Source organism: Pseudomonas sp. No.21, assembly GCF_054558415.1.
Genome location: NZ_BAAJNO010000011.1, coordinates 54940 through 76331 on the forward strand (window position 1 = coordinate 54940; position 21392 = coordinate 76331).

General features: G+C 66.9%; 4 protein-coding genes. 1 reads left to right on the forward strand and 3 read right to left on the reverse strand.

The window, feature by feature from the left end; all coding sequences use genetic code 11:
- From ACYJSS_RS22550 to ACYJSS_RS22560, 3 genes are read right to left on the reverse strand one after another with little or no spacing between them, the layout of a single operon-like run.
- Complete coding sequence (locus ACYJSS_RS22550; RefSeq protein WP_111264014.1) at window positions 1-1356, reverse strand: HlyD family type I secretion periplasmic adaptor subunit; 1356 nt, start codon at window positions 1354-1356, stop codon at window positions 1-3.
- Between the two features lie 9 nt (window positions 1357-1365).
- Complete coding sequence (locus tag ACYJSS_RS22555; RefSeq protein ID WP_111264013.1) at window positions 1366-3525, reverse strand: type I secretion system permease/ATPase; 2160 nt, start codon at window positions 3523-3525, stop codon at window positions 1366-1368.
- Window positions 3526-3548: 23 nt separating this feature from the next.
- Window positions 3549-4904, reverse strand: a complete 1356-nt coding sequence (locus ACYJSS_RS22560) for a TolC family outer membrane protein (RefSeq protein ID WP_111264012.1) — start codon at window positions 4902-4904, stop codon at window positions 3549-3551.
- 466 nt (window positions 4905-5370) lie between these two features.
- Here ACYJSS_RS22560 and ACYJSS_RS22565 point away from each other — a divergent pair, with 466 nt between their 5' ends.
- Window positions 5371-21357 carry a retention module-containing protein gene (locus tag ACYJSS_RS22565; RefSeq protein WP_275672230.1) on the forward strand — a complete coding sequence of 5329 codons (15987 nt, stop codon included), beginning with the start codon at window positions 5371-5373 and terminating at the stop codon, window positions 21355-21357.
- Window positions 21358-21392: the final 35 nt, after the last annotated feature.

The window sequence follows — 21392 nt, forward strand, 5'->3', positions numbered from 1 at the left end:
TCAGCGCTCGCGCATGGCTTCCGAGCGGGCCTTGAGCACCGGCTTGAGCAGGTAGTCGAGCACGCTCTTCTCGCCGGTGATGATGTCCACCGTGGCGATCATCCCGGGGATGATCAGCAGCGGGTGGTCGTCCTTGCCCAGGTGGCTTTTGTCGGTGCGCACCTGGATCAGGTAGAAGCTGTTGCCCTTGTCGTCGGTGATGGTGTCCGCGCCGATCAGCTCCAGCTTGGCCTTGAGCCCGCCGTAGATGGTGTAGTCGTAGGCGCTGAACTTGACCATCGCCTTCTGCCCGGGGTGGAGGAAGGCCACGTCCTGCGGGCGGATGCGGGCCTCGATCAGCAGGTTGTCCTCCAGCGGCACCACTTCCACCATGTCGTTGCCCGGCTGCACCACGCCGCCGATGGTGTTGACCTTCAACTGCTTGATGATGCCGTTCACCGGCGACACCACGGTGGTGCGGGTGACGCGGTCATCGATGGCCTTGCCGGTGGAGGTGATCTTCTGCAGTTCGGTACGGGCCTCGTTGAGTTCCTTGAAGGCATCGGACTGGAACGACAGCTTGCTCTCCTCCATCTTCCGCTCGATCTCCTTCACCGCCGCCTCGGCGCGGGGAATCGCCAGGTTGGTGCCGTTGAGCTCGCCGCGCATCTCCACCGCGCTGCGCCGCAGGCGCAGGATCTCCACCTCGGAGATGGCGCCGGTGCCCACCAGCGGCTGGGACATGTTCAGTTCCTGCTGCAGCAGCCCCAGGCTGGAGGCGTACTGCTGCGACTTGGAGCGGAACTCGGCCAGTTCCTGCTGCTTCTGGCGCAGCTGCTCCTGGAGGATGTGCTGTTCGCTGTCCAGGCGCTGCAGGCGCTTGCTGTACAGCGCCATCTCGTCCTCGGCCAATTGCGGCGAGGCCTTGGCGATGTCCTCCGGCACCTTGAAGGGGCGGTCCTCGGCCTCGGCGGAGAGCCGTTGCACGCGGGCCATCAGCGCCAGGCGGTCGGCCTCGGTCTCGCCCTTGTTGGAGAGAAAGCGGGTGTCGTCCAGGCGCAGCAGCACATCGCCCTTGCTCACCACCTGGCCTTCACGGACGAAGATCTCCGAGACGATGCCGCCCTCCAGGTTCTGGATCACCTGGATCTTGCTGGAGGGGATGGCCTTGCCTTCGCCGGTGGTGACCTCCTCCAGCACGGCGAACTTGGCCCAGACCAGGGCGACGATCAGCAGCGTGCAGGCGACCCACACGGTGACGCGCGTGCCGGTGGGGGAATCCTCCAGCGCCGCGCCGTCCACCTCGGGCATGAATTCGGTGTCGGGCTTGCTGCCCATGCCGCCGAAGTAGTCGCGGACCGAACGGGTGTTTTCCATGCTCTGCTCCTAGACGGCCGCCGGGCCGACGCGGCCCTTGCGCAAGGCTTCGATCACCGCGTCCTTCGGGCCGTCGGCGACGATGTGGCCGCCATCGAGCACCACCAGGCGATCCACCAGGCTGAGCATGGAGGCGCGGTGGGTGATGAGCAGCACGGTCTTGCCCTGGGCCCAGCCGTGCAGGCGGTTGCGCAGGATGTCCTCGCTGGTGTTGTCCATCGCGCTGGTGGGTTCGTCCAGCAGCAGGATGGGTGGGTCGAGCAGCAGGGCGCGGGCCAGCAGCACCGCCTGGCGCTGGCCGCCGGAGAGCAGCTGGCCGCGTTCGCCCACCGGGCGGTCGAAGCCCTGGGGGTGCTGGCGGGCCAGTTCGGTGACGCCGGTCAGCTCGGCCACCTCCAGCATCCGCGCGTCGTTCACGTAGCGCGCACCCAGGGTCAGGTTGTCGCGCAGGCTGCCGGCGATCAGCGGCATGTCGTGGGTGACGAAGCCGATCTGGTGGCGCAGGTCGGCGACATCCAGCTGGCGCAGGTCGATGCCGTCGAGCAGCAACTGGCCTTCCTCGGGGCTGTAGAAGTTCATCAGCAGGCGCGCCAGGGTGCTCTTGCCCGAGCCGCTGCGGCCGATGATGCCGACCCGCTCGCCGGCGTTCAGGCGCAGGCTGACGTTGGCCAGTGCCGGGGCGGCCTGGTCCGGGTAGCGGAAGCTCACGCCGCGCACATCGATGGCGCCCTTGATGTGGGTGCGTTCCAGCGGCTGCTGCTTGTTCTCCCGCTCCTGGGGCAGGCCCATGAGCGAGTCGGTGCTCTTCATCGTCAGCTGCGCCTGCTGGTAGCGGGTGATCAGCCCGGCGATCTGCCCGAGCGGCGCCAGCACGCGGCTGTTGAGCATGTAGCTGGCCACCAGGGCGCCGACGCTGAGGTTGCCGGCGATGATGCTGTAGACCCCGGCGATGATCATCGCCAGGCCGGCGAACTGCTGCAGGAACATGGTGCCGTTGGTCACCAGCGCGGAGAGGAAACGCGCGTGGCCGTCGAGGCGGGCGAGGGCGCCGTTGGTGCGTTCCCAGCGGTGCTGGCGCTCGCTCTCGGCGCTGCAGGCCTTGAGTGTCTCCAGCCCCGAGAGGGTCTCGATCAGCAGCGCCTGGCGCTCCGCGCCCAGGGCCAGGCTGCGCTGCACGGTGTCGCGCAGGCGGGTCTGGATGATCCAGGCGAAGATCGCGGTGAGGGGGAAGGCGAGCACCGGGATCACCACCAGCCAGCCGCCGAGCAGGCCGATCACCAGCAGCATGAGGACGGAGAAGGGCAGGTCGATCAGGCTGGTGAGGGTCACTGCGGTGAGGAATTCACGCAGGCCCTGGAAGTCGTGGATGCTTTGCGCGAAGCCGCCGATGGTGGTCGGTCGCGCCTTCATCGACATGCCGGTGATGCGTTCGAACAGGGTGGCCGAGAGCACCACGTCGGTCTTCTTCCCGGCCGTGTCCAGCAGGTGCGCACGCAGCACCCGCAGCAGCAGGTCGAAGCCGGTGCCGATGAGCAGGCCGATGGTCAGCACCCAGAGGGTCGAGGTGGCCTGGTTGGGCACCACGCGATCGTAGGTCTGCATCACGAACAGCGGCACCAGCATGCCCAGGAGGTTGATCAGCAGGCTGGCCAGCACCGCATCGGTGTAGAGCCAGCGCGACAGCCGCAGGGTGTCGCGGAACCAGGACTTGACCCGGGGCACCAGCGGCGCGCGGGTCTCCTCCAGCTCATGGCGGGGGCGGGCGAACAGCGCTTCGCCGCTGTAGGCGGCGTCGAGCAGGTCCCGGTCGATCCATTGCTGGCCGCCGTCGGACTCGCAGGGCAGGATCAGCGCGCGGCCGTCCTTGCCCCACTGGGTGAGCACCGCGCTGCGGCCGTCCTTCAACAGCAGCAGCACCGGCAGGTTGAGCGGAGAGATGGCCCCCAGTTCACGGCGCAGCAGCCGCCCCTGCAGACCGACCCGTGCAGCGGCACGGGCCAGCAGCTCGGGTGTCAGCCGCTGGTTGGCCAGCGGCAGGCCGGCGGTGAGGCTGCCCCGGCTGGCGGGGCAGTCGTGCAGCCGGCACAGGATCAGCAAGCCGTCCAGCAGCGGGTCGTCGTGACTCTGCCGAGGGTCGACGGCGGCACCCGCCCTTTCCATGGTGGTCATCTACTGCTACTCCGGAACCTCGGTTACTTCATTTCCGGCAGACGGGCTTCGCTCTTCACTTCAGAAGCGGCGATGGCCTCGGCCGGGACTACGACGTTCTGCCGGCGCAGCAGATCGCCCATGGCGGAGATCACGCGGAACATGGCGAACTCTTCGGTGTAGCGCACCTCGACGTAGCGCCGGTTGGCGGTGAAGAGTTCGTTGTCACTGTCCAGAAGGTCGAGCAGGGTGCGCTGGCCGAGGCCGAACTGCTGCTGGTAGGCCTCACGCACACGCTGGGTGTAGTCGGCGTAGTCACGCGCCTTGGGGGTCTGCAGGCGGGCGTTCTCCATCGCGTTCCAGGCCAGCGCCAGGTTCTCGTTGAGCACGCGCAGGGCGTTGTTGCGGATGTCCATGGACTGGTTGATCGAGTGCGCCGCCGCTTGCAGGCGGGCCTTGTCGCGCATGCCGTTGAACAGGTTGTAGTTCATCACCACGGCGGCCCGCCAGGTGTTGTAGTGGCCCTCGTCGCCCTGCACGTTGTCATCGGCGGTGGTGGCCAGCTCGGCGTCGAAGCGCGGGTAGAACGGCGACTTGGCCGACTCGTACTGTTTCTCCGCCGCCTGCACGTCGGCCTGGGCCGATTTCAGGAAGGGGTTGTTGTCCATCATGGTCTGGCGGGCGGCGAGCAGGTCCGCCGGCATTTCGCCACGGATGGTCGCGGGCGTTTCCAGCTCGTCGGCGGGACGACCGACGGCGCTGAGGAAGTTGGCTTCGGCGTCGGCCAGGTTCACTTCCTCGGTGTAGAGGTTGTTCTCGGCCAGGGCCAGGCGCGCGGCGGACTGGTCGGAGTCGGCCATACTGCCGACGCCGCGCTGGCTGCGCAGGTTGATCTGGTCGCCCACGCGCTGGTGCGACTGCAGGTTGTTGCGGGCCAGGGCCACCATCTCGCGACGCTTGAGCACTTCGAGGTACACCTCGACGGTGCGCAGCGCCAGGCTCTCCGAGGTGCCCAGGGTGTAGTAGGCGCGGGAGTTGACCACCGCCTCGGTGCGGCCCACCTCGTTGGGGGTGTTGAAGCCGTCGAAGAGCATCTGCCGCAGGCGCAGCTCGGCGTTGCGGTAGTTCAGCGTCTCGGTGTTGTGATCCCCCAGCGCGCGCGTGCTCGGGCTGTCGGTGTTTTCACGGCCCACGCCGGCTATCAGGTCGACGGTCGGTAGGTAGCCGCCCTTGGCGATCTTCTTCTCTTCGTCGGCGACGAGCCGCGCATTGGATGCAGCACGGATTTCCGGATGGTTATCGAGAGTGCTCTGGATAGCCTCGGTGAGGTTCATGGCCTGGACCTGAGCGCTGGCGAGTGCCAACAGCATGCTGCTCCAGAGGGGGGTCATTGCTCGCATGAGGGGGTGTCTCCTTGTTCGATGCTCTTTTACGGATCGCCATTTTTTTGGCGAAATCGCCTGTTCAACCGTTTCAGGCTTGTAACATCAGAGCTAAGAACATCTTTTGGAGAACCTAAGAAATTTTTTTCACATGGTTTATGCCGAAAAAATCTTATGCACTCCTCACAATCGGGCACATCTTCTTTTCCTGTCAGCCGCGATTATTAAGGCCTTCAGGGCATTCAGCGCGAGCGGCTAGGGCGGTCAAACAGGGTTCAGAGCCTAAGGGGCGGGGATGTTCTGATGGAGTAGTACGACACGGAGAATGAGTGACGATTTTTTGTCGCGAATTTTTTGACCTGATTACTGTCGTTCCATTCCGCTTCAGTTTTTTCCTTCTTCCAATCCTCCGGTGCAGGCCTGTCTTGACCCTTTTTGCGATAGGTGTCGGCGGTGGTCGGCAGTTGTGGTGGAGGAAGGATTCATGGCTACGGTAATCGGTGTCGTCAGTCGGGTTGTAGGCGAGGTGTTCGCGGTAGCAAGCGATGGAACGCGTCGGCCCCTGGTTGAAGGCGACAGGCTTTTTGCCGGCGAGCAACTGCTCACCGGCTCCGAAGGTGCGGTCTCGGTGGCCCTGGCCAACGGCGGCGAACTGACACTGGGTCGCGAAAGCAGCCTCAACCTGACCACTCAGTTGCTGGCCACCAGCAATGGCGACACGCCGGTCGATCCCACCGCTGACGCGCAGCAACAGCAACCGCCGAGCCAGCAGGACCTGACCGACGTGCAGCAACTGCAGGCCGCGATCGAGGCCGGCGCGGACCCGACCCAGACCGGTGAAGCCACGGCTGCAGGCCCCGGCGCGGGCGGTGCCGGCGGTGCAGGGGGCGCGGGTGGTGGCCACTCCTTCGTGCTGCTCTCGGAAACAGGCGGAGCGCTGGACCCGACCATCGGCTTCCCCACCGGGCCGATCACGGCCGGCCCGCTGTTCCCCGAAGCGGAAATCCTCGCACCCGATGACTTCAGCCCCGAGCTGACCGTGGTCTTCCTGGACAAGGAAGGCAGTGTGGTCACCGGCCCTGGCGTGGTGGACGAGGAAGCCCTGAACGGTGGCGAGAGCGGTGGTGGCCAGCCGGGCAGCAACCCCGGCAGCGACGCCGAGACCACCTCGGGCACCCTGATCATCAATTCCCCCGACGGCATAGGCCGTATCGAAGTGCTGGACGCCGGCGGCAACTGGATCAACGTCGCCGGTGGCGGCACCGTGCAGGGCACCTACGGCGTGCTGGTGTTCGACGCCGCCGGCAACTGGACCTACACCCTGACCGACAACAGCCTCGACCATAGCGACCCCAATGCCACCGGGGCGGACGACCAGCTGTTCGACAACTTCTCCGTGCGCGTCTTCGATCTCGACGATGACGTGTCGCCCACCGTGCCGCTGACCATCGCCATCAATGACGACGGCCCCAGCGCCGGCCTGGACTTCTCCCGCGAAGGCGGCGAGGTGGTCATCGACGAGAGCGCCGGCCTGCAGCCGGGCAGCAATGATGTCAGTGGCCCGCTGGCGGTGTTCGATGGCGTTGCCAATCCCTCCTCCGACATGCGCGCCTATGCCCAGGGCAACGCTCCCGCAGTGGTCGCCACCTATGAATTCGGCGCCGACGAAGGCGGCGCCACCGCCGTCTATTCCCTGGCGCTGATCGAAGGCGAGGGCGGCGAAGGCGAAGGCGAGCAGGGGCCGCAGGCCCAGGCGGTCGGCCTCACCACCACCGCCGGCAGCCCCATCACCCTGAGCGTGGAGAACGGCCTGGTGGTCGGTCGCGATGCCGACGGCAACGCCGCGTTCGCCATCGCCATCGACCCGGACACCGGCGTCATCAGCGTCGCCCAGTACCAGTCCCTGCATCACCCCGACGGCAGCGATGCCAATGACGGCATCGACCTCAGCGGCCTGATCCGCGCCGTGCTGACCGTCACCGACGGCGACGGCGACAAGGCCGTGGCCAGTGCCGACATCGGCCAGTTGATCCGCTTCGTCGATGACGGCCCCACCGCCAGCATCCAGGCCAACGAAGGCGGGCGCGTCAGCCATGACGAGAGCGCCGGCCTGCAGAACGGCACCGTCACGCCCACCCCGGGCGGCGATGCCAATGACAACGACACCAGCTCCGCGTCGGTGGTGAGCCTGTTCGCAGGCGTCGCCAACACCGGCACCGACCTCTCCAGCACCGGCTACGCCACCAGCAATGGCGCGGTGGTGGACATCTCCGGCAGCAGCACGGGCGAGGACAACGAAGGCGCCACCACCGTGCTCAGCCTGTCGATCGTCGACGGTGACGGCAGCGATTCCGGCCTCACCACCACTGACGGGCAGACCATCCGCCTGTACCTGGAGAACGGCCTGATCGTCGGCCGTGTGGATGGCGGCGATACCGGTCCCGGTGCGGCGGCCTTCGCCATCGCCATCGGCCAGGACGGCAGCGTCAGCGTGGCGCAGTACATCTCCCTCAACCATCCCGATACCGGCAGCGCCGATGACGCCGTGACCCTGGCCGGCAAGGTCCGCGCCGTGGTCACCGTGACCGATGGCGACGGCGACGTGGACACCGCCCAGGTGGGCATCGGCGGTGCCATCCGCTTCGAGGACGACGGCCCCACCGCCGTCATCGAGCGGCTCGAAGGCGTGCGCGTCACCCACGACGAGAGCGCCGGCCTGCAGAACGGCACCGAGACCCCGACGCCCCAGGGCGACGCACTCGATGACGACACCAGCAACCCGGATGTGATCGCCCTGTTCGCCGGCGTGGCCAACGTCGGCACCGACCTGTCGGGCTATGCCACCAGCGCCGGTCCCGTGATCAGCACTGCCGGCACCAGCACCGGCGAGGACGACGAAGGCGCCACCACCGTAGTGAGCCTGTCGATCAATGGCGGCGACGGCACCGATTCCGGCCTCACCACCACCGATGGCCAGAGCATCCGCCTCTACATGGAGAACGGCCTGATCGTCGGCCGCGTGGACGGCGGCGACCAGGGCCCCGGCGCGGCGGTGTTCGCCGTGGCCATCGGCCAGGACGGCAGCATCAGCGTGGCCCAGTACATGTCGCTGAACCACCCCGATACCGGCAGCCGCGATGAGGGTGTGGACCTCGGCGGCCTGGTCCGCGCCGTGGTCACCGTCACCGACGGGGACGGTGATGTCGACGTCGCCACGGTCAACATCGGTGGTGCCATCCGCTTCGAGGACGACGCCCCCACCGCCGGCATCCAGGTGGTCGAAGGCGCTCGCGTCACCCACGACGAGACCCCCGGGCTGCAGAACGGCACCGCCACCCCGGCCCCGGGCAACGACGCCAACGACAACGACACCAACAGCCCGAGCGTCATCGCGCTGTTCAGCAGCGTGGCCGATGCCGGCACCGCGCTGGCGGCCGGCTACGCCACCAGCAACGGCCCGGTGGTCGATGCCTCCGGCAGCAGCACCGGCGAGGACCAGGAGGGCGCGACCACCGTGCTCAGCCTGGAGGTGCAGGACGCCGACTCGGGTCTCACCACCCTGGACGGCTCGTCCATCGTGCTCAGCGTGGAAAACGGCCTGGTGGTCGGCCGCGTGGATGGCGGCACCTATAACGGCCAGGCCGCCTTCGCCGTGGCCATCGGCCAGGACGGCAGCATCAGCATCGCCCAGTACATTCCGCTGCAGCACCCGGATACCGCCAACCATGACGACGCACTGAACCTCTCCGGCAAGATCCGCGCGGTGGTCACCGTCACCGACGGGGACGGCGACGTGTCGGTGGATTCCGTCGGCATCGGCGGCGTGGTGCGCTTCGAGGACGACGGCCCCAGCGCCACCCAGGTGACCGCCACCGATACCCTGGACGACGAGGGCCTGTCCGGCGGCATCAATGGCGGGCCTGGCGACGTTTCCGGCGCCCAGACCAGCACCAGCGGCAGCCTCGGCTACGACGCCGGTGCCGATGGCCTGAAATCCATCGAACTGACCGGGCCCAGCACCCTGGGCAGCGAGAGCGTCACCTCGACCTGGGATGCCTCGACCAACACCCTGACCATCAGCAGCGCCCGTGGCGACCTGATGACCGTGGTGCTGACCGACCTGGCCAGCGGCGCCTACACGGTCAACCTGCTCAAACCGCTGATGCACACGGTCAACGGCACCGAGGACAACATCACCCTCAACGTCGGCTACAAGGTCACCGACGGCGATGGCGACACCGCCGACGGCGCCCTGGCGGTCACCATCAACGACGACACCCCGACCCTGCAGGTCGGCGCGCTGGACCTGAACTCCTCGGTGACCTTCGTCGGCACCGATGCCGGCTACAGCAACAGCTACGGCTACTACATCAAGGGCGACGACGGCACCCCGCTCAGCGGCAAGGTGATCTGGGCCAACGTACATGACCAGGGCAACGGCGACACCTTCGACCTGGGCAACCTGGACCCGGCCAGCACCGGCTTCTTCATCATCCCCGACGGCGGCGCCAACGGCGGCCTGGCCAACGGCGCCGACATCACCTTCCAGCTGGTGGGCGGCAAGTGGCAGGCCTTCATCGGCAGCACCCCGCTGACCGGTGCCGACGGTGCCAACGTGCTGTTCAGCGACGCCACCCTCAACCCCGGCGGCTCGCACCTGCAGGACACCGGCAACGCCGGCAACCAGAACTGGGAAGACAAGACCGCCACCTCCGACTACGACTACAACGACGTCAGCACCAGCGTCACCTGGGGCTCGACCCTGCAACTGCAGGTGGATGAGACCAACCTCGGGCAGGGCGCCAGCGCCACTGCCACCGCCGACTTCAGCGGCCTGTTCAACGTGCAGCCCGGCGCCGATGGCCTGGGCAGCCTGGACTACGGGCTGGAAGTCACCAACCCGGCCTCCGGGCTGGTGGACACCGAGACCGGCGATGACGTGGTGCTGTTCCTGGAGAACGGCCAGGTCGTGGGCCGCGTCGGCGATGCCAGCGGCGAGGTCGTCTTCACCCTCACCGTGGGCGCGGACGGCAAGGTCACCCTCGAACAGCTGCGTGCCATCGAACATCCGACGTCCGATCCGGACGAAGCGGCCTTCCTCGGCTCCGGCCACGTCAAGCTCAACCTGACGGTGACCGACGGCGACGGCGACAGCGTCAGCGGCGGCCTGGACATCGGCAAGGTCATCAGCTTCCGCGACGATGCCCCGAGCATCAGCGCCGGCGAGATCGCCAGCGCCGCGCTGGAGGTGGACGAGACCAACCTGCTGGTGGACAAGACCCTCGACTACAGCACGGCCTTCACCCACAGCTATGGCGCGGATGGCGCCGGCAGCATCAGCTACGCGCTGGCCATCAGCGCCGCGGGTGCCGACAGCGGCCTGAAGGACACCGCCAGCGGCCAGAGCATCAAGCTGTACCTGGAAGGTGGCGAGGTGGTCGGCCGCGTCGGCGACCAGAGCGGCGCGATCTCCTTCAAGGTCACGGTGGACGCCGATGGCAAGGTCACCCTCGACCAGAAGCTGGCCATCGTGCACTCGCCCGATTCCGGGCCTGACCAGGCCACCGGCCTCTCCGCCGCCGACCTGGTGAAACTGGTGGCGACCATCACCGACAAGGACGGTGACGCCAGCAGCGCCAGCCTCAACCTGGGCAACGCCATCAGCTTCCGTGACGACGCCCCGAACATCGACCCCGGCCAGGTCGCCGACGGCAGCCTGGAGGTGGACGAAAGCGTCCTGGGGACCGACGTCACCCGCGACTTCAGCGGGGCCTTCACCGGCAGCTTCGGCAGTGACGGCGCAGGCACCATCACCTACGCGCTGGCCATCAGTGCCGAGGGTGCCGATACCGGGCTGAAGGACACCGCCAGTGGCAGCGACATCAAGCTGTACCTGGAGAACGGCGAAGTGGTCGGCCGCGTCGGCGACCAGAGCGGCGCGATCTCCTTCAAGGTCACGGTGGATGCCGATGGCAAGGTCACCCTCGACCAGAAACTGGCCATCGTGCACTCGCCCGACACCGGTCCGAATCAGGCCACGGGGCTTTCCGCCGCCGACCTGGTGAAACTGATCGCGACCATCACCGACCGCGACGGCGACCCGGACAGCGCCACTCTCAACCTGGGCAACGCCATCAGCTTCCGTGACGACGCCCCGAACATCGACCCCGGCCAGGTCGCCAACGGCAGCCTGGAAGTGGATGAAAGCGTCCTGGGGACCGACGTCACCCGCGACTTCAGCGGCGCGTTCAGCCACAGCTTCGGCAGTGACGGCGCGGGCACCATCACCTACGCGCTCGCCATCAGTGCCGAGGGTGCCGATACCGGGCTGAAGGACACCGCCAGCGGCAGCGACATCAAGCTCTATCTGGAAGGGGGCGAAGTGGTGGGCCGCGTGGGCGACCAGAGCGGCGCCATCGCCTTCAAGGTCACGGTGGATGCCGACGGCAAGGTCACCCTCGACCAGAAACTGGCCATCGTGCACTCGCCCGATTCCGGGCCTGACCAGGCCACCGGCCTCTCCGCCGCCGACCTGGTGAAACTGGTCGCGACCATCACCGACCGCGACGGCGACCCGGACAGCGCCACCCTCAACCTGGGCAACGCCATCAGCTTCCGTGACGACGCCCCGACCATCAGCGCCGGCCAGGTCGAGTCCGGCAGCTTGCAGGTGGATGAAACCATTTTCGCCACCGACGCCACGCGCGACTTCAGTGGGGCCTTCACCAGCAGCTACGGCGCCGATGGCGCCGGCAGCATCGGCTACACGCTGGAAGTGAAATCCCCGGGTGCCGACAGCGGCCTGAAGGACACCGCCAGCGGCAGCGACATCAAGCTGTACCTGGAGAACGGTGAAGTGGTCGGTCGCGTTGGCGACCAGAGCGGCGCCGTCGCCTTCAAGGTCACGGTGGACGCTTCCGGCAACGTCACCCTCGATCAGGTGCGTGCCATCGTGCACACACCCAACACCGGACCTGACCAGGCCACCGGCCTTGCGGCTGCCGACCTGGTGAAACTGGTAGCGACCATCACCGACAAGGACGGTGACACCAGCAAAGCCAGCCTCAACCTGGGGAGCGCCATCAGCTTCCGTGACGATGCCCCGACCATCAGCGCCGGCCAGGCCGAGTCCGGCAGCCTGCAGGTGGATGAAACCATTCTCGCCACCGATGCCACCCGCGACTTCAGCGGGGCCTTCACCAGCAGCTACGGCGCCGATGGCGCCGGCAGCATCGGCTACAGCCTGGAGGTCAAGGCCCCGGGTGCCGACAGCGGCCTGAAGGACACCGCCAGCGGCAGCGACATCAAGCTCTATCTGGAAGGGGGCGAAGTGGTGGGCCGGGTGGGCGACCAGAGCGGCGCCATCGCCTTCAAGGTCACGGTGGATGCTTCCGGCAACGTCACCCTCGATCAGGTGCGTGCCATCGTGCACACGCCCAACACCGGGCCTGACCAGGCCACCGGCCTTGCCGCCGCCGACCTGGTGAAACTGGTGGCGACCATCACCGACAAGGACGGTGACGCCAGCAGCGCCAGCCTCAACCTGGGCAATGCCATCAGCTTCAAGGATGACGCCCCCAGCATCCGTGCCACGGCCATTCCCGCGGACAGCCTGCAGGTGGATGAAACCAACCTGCTCGGCAACGCCACCACCGACTTCAGCGGCGCGTTCATCAAGGCCTATGGCGCCGATGGCGCCGGCAGCACCACCTATGCCCTGGACGTGAAGTCCCCGGGCGCCGACAGCGGCCTGAAGGACACCGCCACCGGCAGCGACATCAAGCTGTTCCTGGAGAATGGCGAAGTGGTCGGCCGCGTGGGCGACCAGAATGGCGCGATCTCCTTCAAGCTCACCGTGGACGCCGACGGCAAGGTCTCCCTCGACCAGGTGCGTGCCATCGTCCATTCGCCGAACAGCGGCCCCGACCAGGAAAGCAGCCTGGGTGCGGCCGACCTGGTGAAACTGGTGGCGACCATCACCGACAAGGACGGTGACGCCAGCAGCGCCACCCTCAACCTGGGCAACGCCATCAGCTTCAAGGACGATGCGCCGACCATCAGTGCCGGCCAGGCCCAGGTGGGCAGCCTGCAGGTGGACGAGACCAACTTGGCGCTCAACGCCACCACCAGCTACAGCGGCGCCTTCACCGGCAACTACGGCGCCGATGGTGCCGGCAGCATCGGCTACAGCCTGGAGGTCAAGGCCCCGGGCGCCGACAGCGGCCTGAAGGACACCGCCAGCGGCAGCGACATCAAGCTCTATCTGGAAGGGGGTGAAGTGGTGGGCCGGGTGGGCGACCAGAGCGGCGCCATCGCCTTCAAGGTCACGGTGGACGCTTCCGGCAACGTCACCCTCGATCAGGTGCGTGCCATCGTGCACACGCCCAACACCGGGCCTGACCAGGCCACCGGCCTTGCCGCCGCCGACCTGGTGAAACTGGTGGCGACCATCACCGACAAGGACGGTGACGCCAGCAGCGCCAGCCTCAATCTGGGTAGCGCTATCAGCTTCCGTGACGACGCCCCGACCATCAGCGCCGGCCAGGTCGAGTCCGGCAGCCTGCAGGTGGACGAAACCACCCTCGCCACCGATGCCACCCGTGACTTCAGCGGGGCCTTCACCGGCAGTTACGGCAATGATGGCGCGGGCACCACCACCTATGCCCTGGAGGTCAAGGCCGCAGGGGCCGACAGTGGCCTGAAGGACTCCGCCAGCGGCAGCGACATCAAGCTGTACCTGGAAGGCAACGCCGTGGTCGGCCGGGTCGGCGACCAGAGCGGTGCGATTTCCTTCAAGGTCACGGTGGATGCCGATGGCAAGGTCACCCTCGACCAGAAGCTGGCTGTGCTGCACACCCCCAACAGCGGCCCGGATCAGCCTACCGGCCTTGCCGCCGCCGACCTGGTGAAACTGGTGGCGACCATCACCGACAAGGACGGTGACGCCAGCAGTGCCAGCCTCAACCTGGGCAACGCCATCAGCTTCCGTGACGACGCGCCCAGCGCCGGCAACACCACCGCCACCGCCGTGCTCGACGACGAGGGCCTGTCCGGCGGCATCAATGGCGGCTCCGGCGATGTGGCCGGTGCCAGCACCAGCACCAGCGGCACGCTGAACTACAACGCCGGCAATGATGGGCTGAAGTCCATCGAGCTGACCGGGCCCACCAGCCTGGGCAGCGAGAGCGTGACCTCGACCTGGAACGCCTCGACCAACACCCTGACCATCAGCAGCGCCCGTGGCGACCTGATGACCGTGGTGCTGACCGACCCGGCCAGTGGCGCCTACACCGTCAACCTGCTCAAGCCGCTGATGCACCCGACCGCCGGCACCGAGGACAACATCACCCTCAACGTCGGCTACAAGGTGACCGACAAGGACGATGACGCAGCCACCGGCAGCCTGGCCGTGACCATCAACGACGACACCCCGACCATCCAGGTCGGCGCCCTGGACCTGAACTCCTCGGTGACCTTCGTCGGTACCTCGGCCGGCTACAGCAACAGCTATGGCTACTACATCAAGGGCGACGACGGCACCCCGCTCAGCGGCAAGGTGATCTGGGCCAACGTGCACGACCAGAGCGCCGGCGACAGCGCCGACATCAGCAGCCTGGACCCGGCGCATACCGGCTTCTTCATCATCCCCGACGGCGGCGCCAACGGCGGCCTGGCCAACGGCGCCGACGTCACCTTCCAGCTAGTGGGCGGCAAGTGGCAGGCCTTCATCGGCAGCACCCCGCTGACCGGCGCCGACGGTGCCAACGTGCTGTTCAGCGATGCCACCCTCAACCCCGGCGGCTCCCACCTGCAGGACACCGGTAGCGCCGGCAACCAGAACTGGGAGGACAAGACCGCCACCTCCGACTACGACTACAACGATGTCAGCACCACCGTCACCTGGGGCGCGACCCAGCAACTGCAGGTCGATGAGTCGAACCTGGCGCTGAACGCCACCGCCGACTTCAGTGGCCTGTTCAACGTCCAGCCGGGCGCCGATGGGCTGCAGAGCCTGGACTACAAGCTGACCGTGCAGAACGCCGACTCCGGCCTGGTGGATACCGCCAGCGGGCAGAACGTGGTGCTCAGCGTCAACGGTGCGGGCGTGGTCGAGGGCCGAACCGCCACCGGCAACGAACTGGTGTTCACCCTCACCGTCGGGGCGGACGGCAAGGTCACCCTTGACCAGCTCCGCGCCATCGTCCATCCGACCTCCGATGCGGACGAGGCCAAGTTCCTCGGCTCGGGCCACATCAGCCTGAGTGCCACCGTGACCGACAAGGACGGCGACACGGCCACCGGCAACCTGGACATCGGCAAGGTCATCAGCTTCAAGGATGACGGCCCGAGCGCCGGGACCAACCAGACGGTGCAACTGGACGACGACGCACGGCCCAATGGCATCCCTGGCGGCACGGGGGACGACGTCGATTCGCAGAACGCCACCGGCACCCTCAGCCATAGCTACGGCAACGACAACGCCGGCAGCATCAGCTGGGTCAACACCGGCGCCCCGGCCGGCTTCACCTACGAGACCTCGGGCAACAACCTGGTGATCAAGCAGGGCACCACCACCGTGTTGACGGTGACCCTGACCAACAGCCAGACCGGCGCCTACTCGGTGGTGCAGAACGCGCCGATCCACCACGCCGATGGCGACAACGAGAACAACCAGGCCTTCCAGCTCACCTACAAGGTCACCGACAAGGACGGTGACAGCGCCAACGGTACGCTGAACATCAACGTCGACGACGACACCCCGGTGGCGAAGAACGACGTGGCGACCGTGGGCGAGAGCGTAGCGCCGGACATCAACATGGTGTTCGTGCTGGACTTCAGCGGCAGTATCAGCAAGTCCGAACTCGGGCAGATGCTCGATGCCGTGAAGTCTGCTGCCCAGGCGCTGTTCACCGGTAACACCGGTGATGTGCAGATGCAGGTGGTGGCCTTCTCGGGAGACGCCAAGTCCTACGCGCCGGTGACCAGCTACGCGGCGTTCGAGAGCCTGATCAACTCCCTCGACCCGAACGAGCCCGGTGGCGTGCGCCCCTATGACGGCAACACCGACTTCACCGCCGCCATCGAGAAGACCATGGATGCCTTCAACCCGCTCCCGGGCTGGAACAACCAGGTCGTGTTCATCAGCGACGGCAATCCCAACGAGCAGACCCAGGGCGGCAATGCCCTGCTCAGCCAGACGGCGACGGACTGGCAGCAGTTCATCAACGACAACGGCATCAACGTCACCACCATCGGCATCGGTGACGGCATCGACAACGACAACCTGCAGGACGTCGACCTCGACGGCAGCGGCTCGCCCATCCTGATCGGGGACTTCTCCGACCTGGTGGACACCCTGCTCGACCAGGTCAGCACCGGCATGGTTTCCGGCAATGTGCTCAATGGCAGCGATGGCGTCGCCGGCACCGCCGACGACGACGGCTTCGGCGCCGATGGCAAGGGCGGCATCAAGTCCCTGACCGTCGATGGCGATGTCTATACCTGGAACGGCAGCAATGCCACCGCCCAGTTGAACATCACCACCGACCTGGGTGGCAAGCTGGCCTTCAACTTCGCCACCGGCGCCTGGAGCTACACCGCGCCGAGCGGGCTGACCGGCAACGCCGCCGAGCACATCGGCTACACCATCGTCGATGCCGACGGTGACCCGTCCGACGCCATGCTGACCATCAATGTCACCGCCGCGAACGATGCACCGGTGGCGGTCAACGACACCTTCGGCACCAACGAAGACACCTCGGTGACCATCACCAGCGCCGGCCTGTTCGGCGCCGATGGCACCGGGCCGCTGAACGACCACGACGCGGACTCCAGCGCCTTCACCACCATCAAGGTGACCCAGCTGGCGAGCAACGGCGTGCTGCAGTTCAACGGCGCCGCGGTGACCCTGAACCAGGTGATCAGCATCGCCGACATCAACGCCGGCAAGCTGGTGTTCGTGCCCGATGGCAACGAGAACGGCGCGCCCTACGCGACCTTCAAGTACCAGGTCAGCGACGGCACCACCTACAGCAACGTGGCCACGGTGACCATCAACGTCGCCGCGGTGAACGATGCGCCGGTGGCGGTCAACGACACCTTCAACACCAACGAGGACACTGCGGTCACCATCACCGCCAGCGGTCTGTTCGGCAGTGACGGCACCGGCCCGACCAACGACAGCGATATCGATTCGGCTGCCTTCGACAACATCAAGGTGACCCAGCTGGCCACCGACGGTGTGCTCAAGCTCAACGGCGTGGCCGTGACCTTGAACCAGGTGATCACCCTCGCCGACATCAACGCCGGCAAGCTGGTGTTCGTGCCCGATGGCAACGAGAACGGCGCCCCCTACGCGACCTTCCAGTACCAGGTCAGCGACGGCAGCCTCTATAGCAACACGGCCACCGTGACCATCAACGTGGCCGCGGTGAACGATGCGCCGGTGGCGGTCAACGACACCTTCAGCACCACCGAGGACACCTCGGTGACCATCACCGCCGCCGGCCTGTTCGGCGCGGACGGCACCGGGCCGGACAACGACAGCGACGTGGACTCCAGCAGCTTCGCCAACATCAAGGTGACCCAGCTGGCGAGCAACGGCGTGCTGCAGTTGAACGGCGTGGCGGTGACGCTGAACCAGGTGATCAGCGCGGCCGACATCAACGCCGGCAAGCTGGTGTTCGTCCCGGACGGCAACGAGAACGGCACGCCCTACGCGACCTTCCAGTACCAGGTCAGCGACGGCAGCCTTTACAGCAACACCGCCACCGTGACCATCAACGTCTCGGCGGTGAACGACGCGCCGGTGGCGGTCAACGACACCTTCAGCACCACCGAAGACAATGCCGTGACCATCACCTCCACCGGGCTGTTCGGCGCCGACGGCACCGGGCCGCTGAACGACAGCGACGTCGATTCCGGCAGCTTCACCGACATCAAGGTGACCCAGCTGGCCACCGACGGCGTGCTCAAGCTCAACGGCGTGGCGGTGACCCTGAACCAGGTGATCAGCATCGCCGACATCAACGCCGGCAAGCTGGTGTTCGTGCCGGACGGCAACGAGAACGGCGCGCCCTATGCCACCTTCCAGTACCAGGTGAGCGACGGCAGCCTCTATAGCAACACGGCCACGGTCACCATCAACGTCACGGCGGTGAACGATGCGCCGCTGCTCGACCTGGACGGCAACGACAGCGCCGGTGTGGTGGGTACGGGTTACCAGACCACCTACACCGAAGGCACTGCTGCGGTGGCCATCGCCGATATCGACACCCTGGTGACCGATATCGACAACAGCACCATCGCCTCGGCCAAGGTCGTGTTGACCAACGCCCAGGCGGGTGACGTGCTGACCGCCACCGGCCTGCCGAGCGGCATCACCGGCGTGGTGGATACCAGCGTCGCCGGCAAGATCACCGTCACCCTCACCGGGGTCGCCACCAAGGCGGCCTACGAGACGGCGATCGAGACGATCCGCTACTCCAGTACCAGCACCAACCCGAGCACCACGCCGCGCAACGTGACGGTGGTGGTCAACGACGGCGTGACCGACTCCAACACCGCGCAGACCACCATCAAGGTGGTGGCCGTGGACAACGGCCCGGACGCCAAGAACGATGTCGCCAACGTGGTCGAAGGCCATGGCCAGGACTTCAACGTGGTGTTCGTCCTCGACTTCAGCGGCAGCATCGACAACACCGAGCTCAACCAGATGCTCACGGCGGTCCAGCAGGCGGGGGCCGAGCTGTTCGACGGCACCTCGGGGCACGTGCAGCTGCAGATCGTGGCGTTCTCCTCGACCGCCACGTCCTACGCACCCGTCACCAGCGTCGAGGCCTTCAGCTCGCTGATCGACAGCCTCAACCCGGCGGCCGGCGGGGTCCGTCCGTTCGACGGCAACACCGACTTCACGGCGGGTATCCAGCAGACCATGAGTGCCTATACCCCGGTCCCGGGGTGGAGCAACCAGGTCGTGTTCATCAGTGACGGCAACCCCAACGAGCAGACCGGTACCGGCGGCAACTCGCTGACCGATGCCACGGCGACGGCCTGGAACACCTTCGTCGACAGCAACGGCATCAACGTCACCACGGTGGGCATCGGCGACGGCATCAACAATGCCCGCCTGCAGGATGTCGACCTCGATGGCCAGGGCTCGCCGCTCAACGTGGCCGGCTTCGGCCAACTGGTGGACGCGCTGCTCGGCCAGGTGGTCGGTGGCGACGTATCGGGCAACGTGCTCTGGGGCAGTGATGGCGTCAATGGCACGGCGGATGACGACAGCTACGGGGTGGACGGTGCCGGCTTCATCAAGTCGATCACCATCGGCAGTGTCACCTACACCTGGAACGGCACCTCGACCATCACCCCGAGCAGCGGCTCGCCGATTGCCGGCAGCGTGCTGACCGGTATCGAGACGCCGCAACACGGCAAGCTGACCTTCAACTTCGCCACCGGTGCGTGGAGCTACGTGGCGCCCGACGGGCTCACCAGCAACCTCACCGAGCAGTTCGGCTACAGCCTGGTGGATTCCGATGGCACCACCGACACCGCGACCCTCACGGTCAACGTGGTCGACGCCAACAGCCCGCCGGCCGGTGCGGACGCGACCCTCAGCCTGCTGGAGGATGCCAGCCACGTGCTGAGCGCGAGCAGCTTCGGCTTCTCCGATGCCGAGGGCGACAGCCTGGCTGCCGTGAAGATCACCACCCTGCCCACCGCCGGCCAGCTCACCCTGAACGGCAGCGCGATCAGTGCCGGGACCACCGTCTCGGTGGCGGACATCAATGCCGGCAAGCTGGTCTTCACCCCGGCGGCGAATGCCAGCGGCACCGGCTACGCCACGTTCACCTTCCAGGTGCAGGACGATGGCGGCACGGCCAACGGCGGGGTCAACCTCGACCCGAACCCCAACACCCTCACCTTCAACGTCACCGCGGTGAACGATGCGCCGGTGCTGGGTGGCCTGGGCGGTACGCTGAACTACACCGAGAACGCGGGCGTGAAGATCATCGACAGCAGCGTCACGCTGAGCGATGTCGACTCGCCGAACTTCAACGGTGGCTCGCTGGTGGTGGCCTTCACCGCCAACGGCACGGCGGCCGACCAGCTGTCGGTGGTCAACCAGGGCACCGGTAGCGGCCAGCTCAACGTGAGCGGCAGCAACCTGCGCCTCGGCTCCACCACCATCGGCACCATCGCCGGCGGGACCAACGGCAGCAGCCTGACGATCAACTTCACCAACAACCTGGCGACCCTCGCCGTGGTCCAGGCGCTGATCCAGCAGATCGCCTACGCCAACACCTCCGACAACCCGTCCACCCTGGACCGTACCCTCAGCTTCACCGTCAAGGATGGCGACGGCACCGCCAACGGTGGCCTCGACAGCGCCTCGGCCATCGCCTACGTGCACCTCAATGCCGTGAACGATGCGCCGGTCGCCAACGCCGACCACGTGGTGGCCTACAACGCCTCGGTGGTGGTGCCGGACTGGGCACTGCTGTGGAACGACAGCGATGCGGACAGCAATGTCCTTTCGCTGAACAGCGTCGGCGGTGCCAGCAGCGGTTCGGTTTCCCATAGCGGCAGCGGGCTGGCGGGCACCACCAGCTTCACCGACAGCGGTTCGGTGGGCGGCTCGTTCACCTACACCACCAAGGACGAGCAGGGGGCGGTCAGCAGCTCCGGTGCGGTCGAGGTCGACCGGGACAACAGCGGCACGATCGGCAGTTCGGGTGACAGCAGCGACCAGATCGTCATCGACAACAGTGCGCTCGGGAACACGCTCGCCGGTGGCAGTGGCAACGATGTGCTGATCGGTGGCGTGGGTGATGACACCCTCAACGGTGGCAACGGCAACGACCTGCTGGTGGGGGGCGCCGGCAACGATGCCCTCAACGGCGGCGGCGGGATCGACACCGCCAGCTACGTCGACGCCACCTCCGGCGTGACGGTGAGCCTGGCATCGGCTGCTGCGCAGAACACCGGCGGTGCGGGCACCGACACCCTGTCGGGGATCGAGAACCTGATCGGCTCCAACTTCGGCGATGTACTCACCGGCAACTCCGGGGACAACACGCTGAGCGGGCTGGCGGGCAACGACACCCTGATCGGCAACGGTGGCAACGACATCCTCAGCGGCGGCGACGGGGCCGACACCTTCAAGTGGCAGGCGGGCGAGACGGGGCTGACCCATATCACCGACTTCACCAAGGGTGTGGATTCGCTGGACCTGTCGCAGCTGCTCTCCGGTGAACACGCCAACCTGGGCAGCCTGAGCCAGTACCTGACCTTCAGCTTCGGGGCCAGCACCACCATCACGGTGGACTCCAATGGCGCCAGTGCCGGGGCGGCGGGCCCGACCATCGTGCTCGACGGCATCAACCTGCAGACCTCCTACGGGGTGGCGGATGCCGGCGGTGTGATCTCCGGCATGCTGGGCGATGGCACGTTGAAGGTTGACGTCTAAGCTCTGTAAACGAGGCGGCCCGCCACCTTTCCGGG

Bases quoted from the DNA above. Each gene is read 5' to 3' on its own strand.
- ACYJSS_RS22565 (WP_275672230.1), top strand. From the start codon at position 5,371: ATGGCTACGGTAATCGGTGTCGTCAGTCGGGTTGTAGGCGAGGTGTTC.
- ACYJSS_RS22555 (WP_111264013.1), bottom strand. From the start codon at position 3,525: ATGACCACCATGGAAAGGGCGGGTGCCGCCGTCGACCCTCGGCAGAGT.
- ACYJSS_RS22550 (WP_111264014.1), bottom strand. From the start codon at position 1,356: ATGGAAAACACCCGTTCGGTCCGCGACTACTTCGGCGGCATGGGCAGC.
- ACYJSS_RS22560 (WP_111264012.1), bottom strand. From the start codon at position 4,904: ATGCGAGCAATGACCCCCCTCTGGAGCAGCATGCTGTTGGCACTCGCC.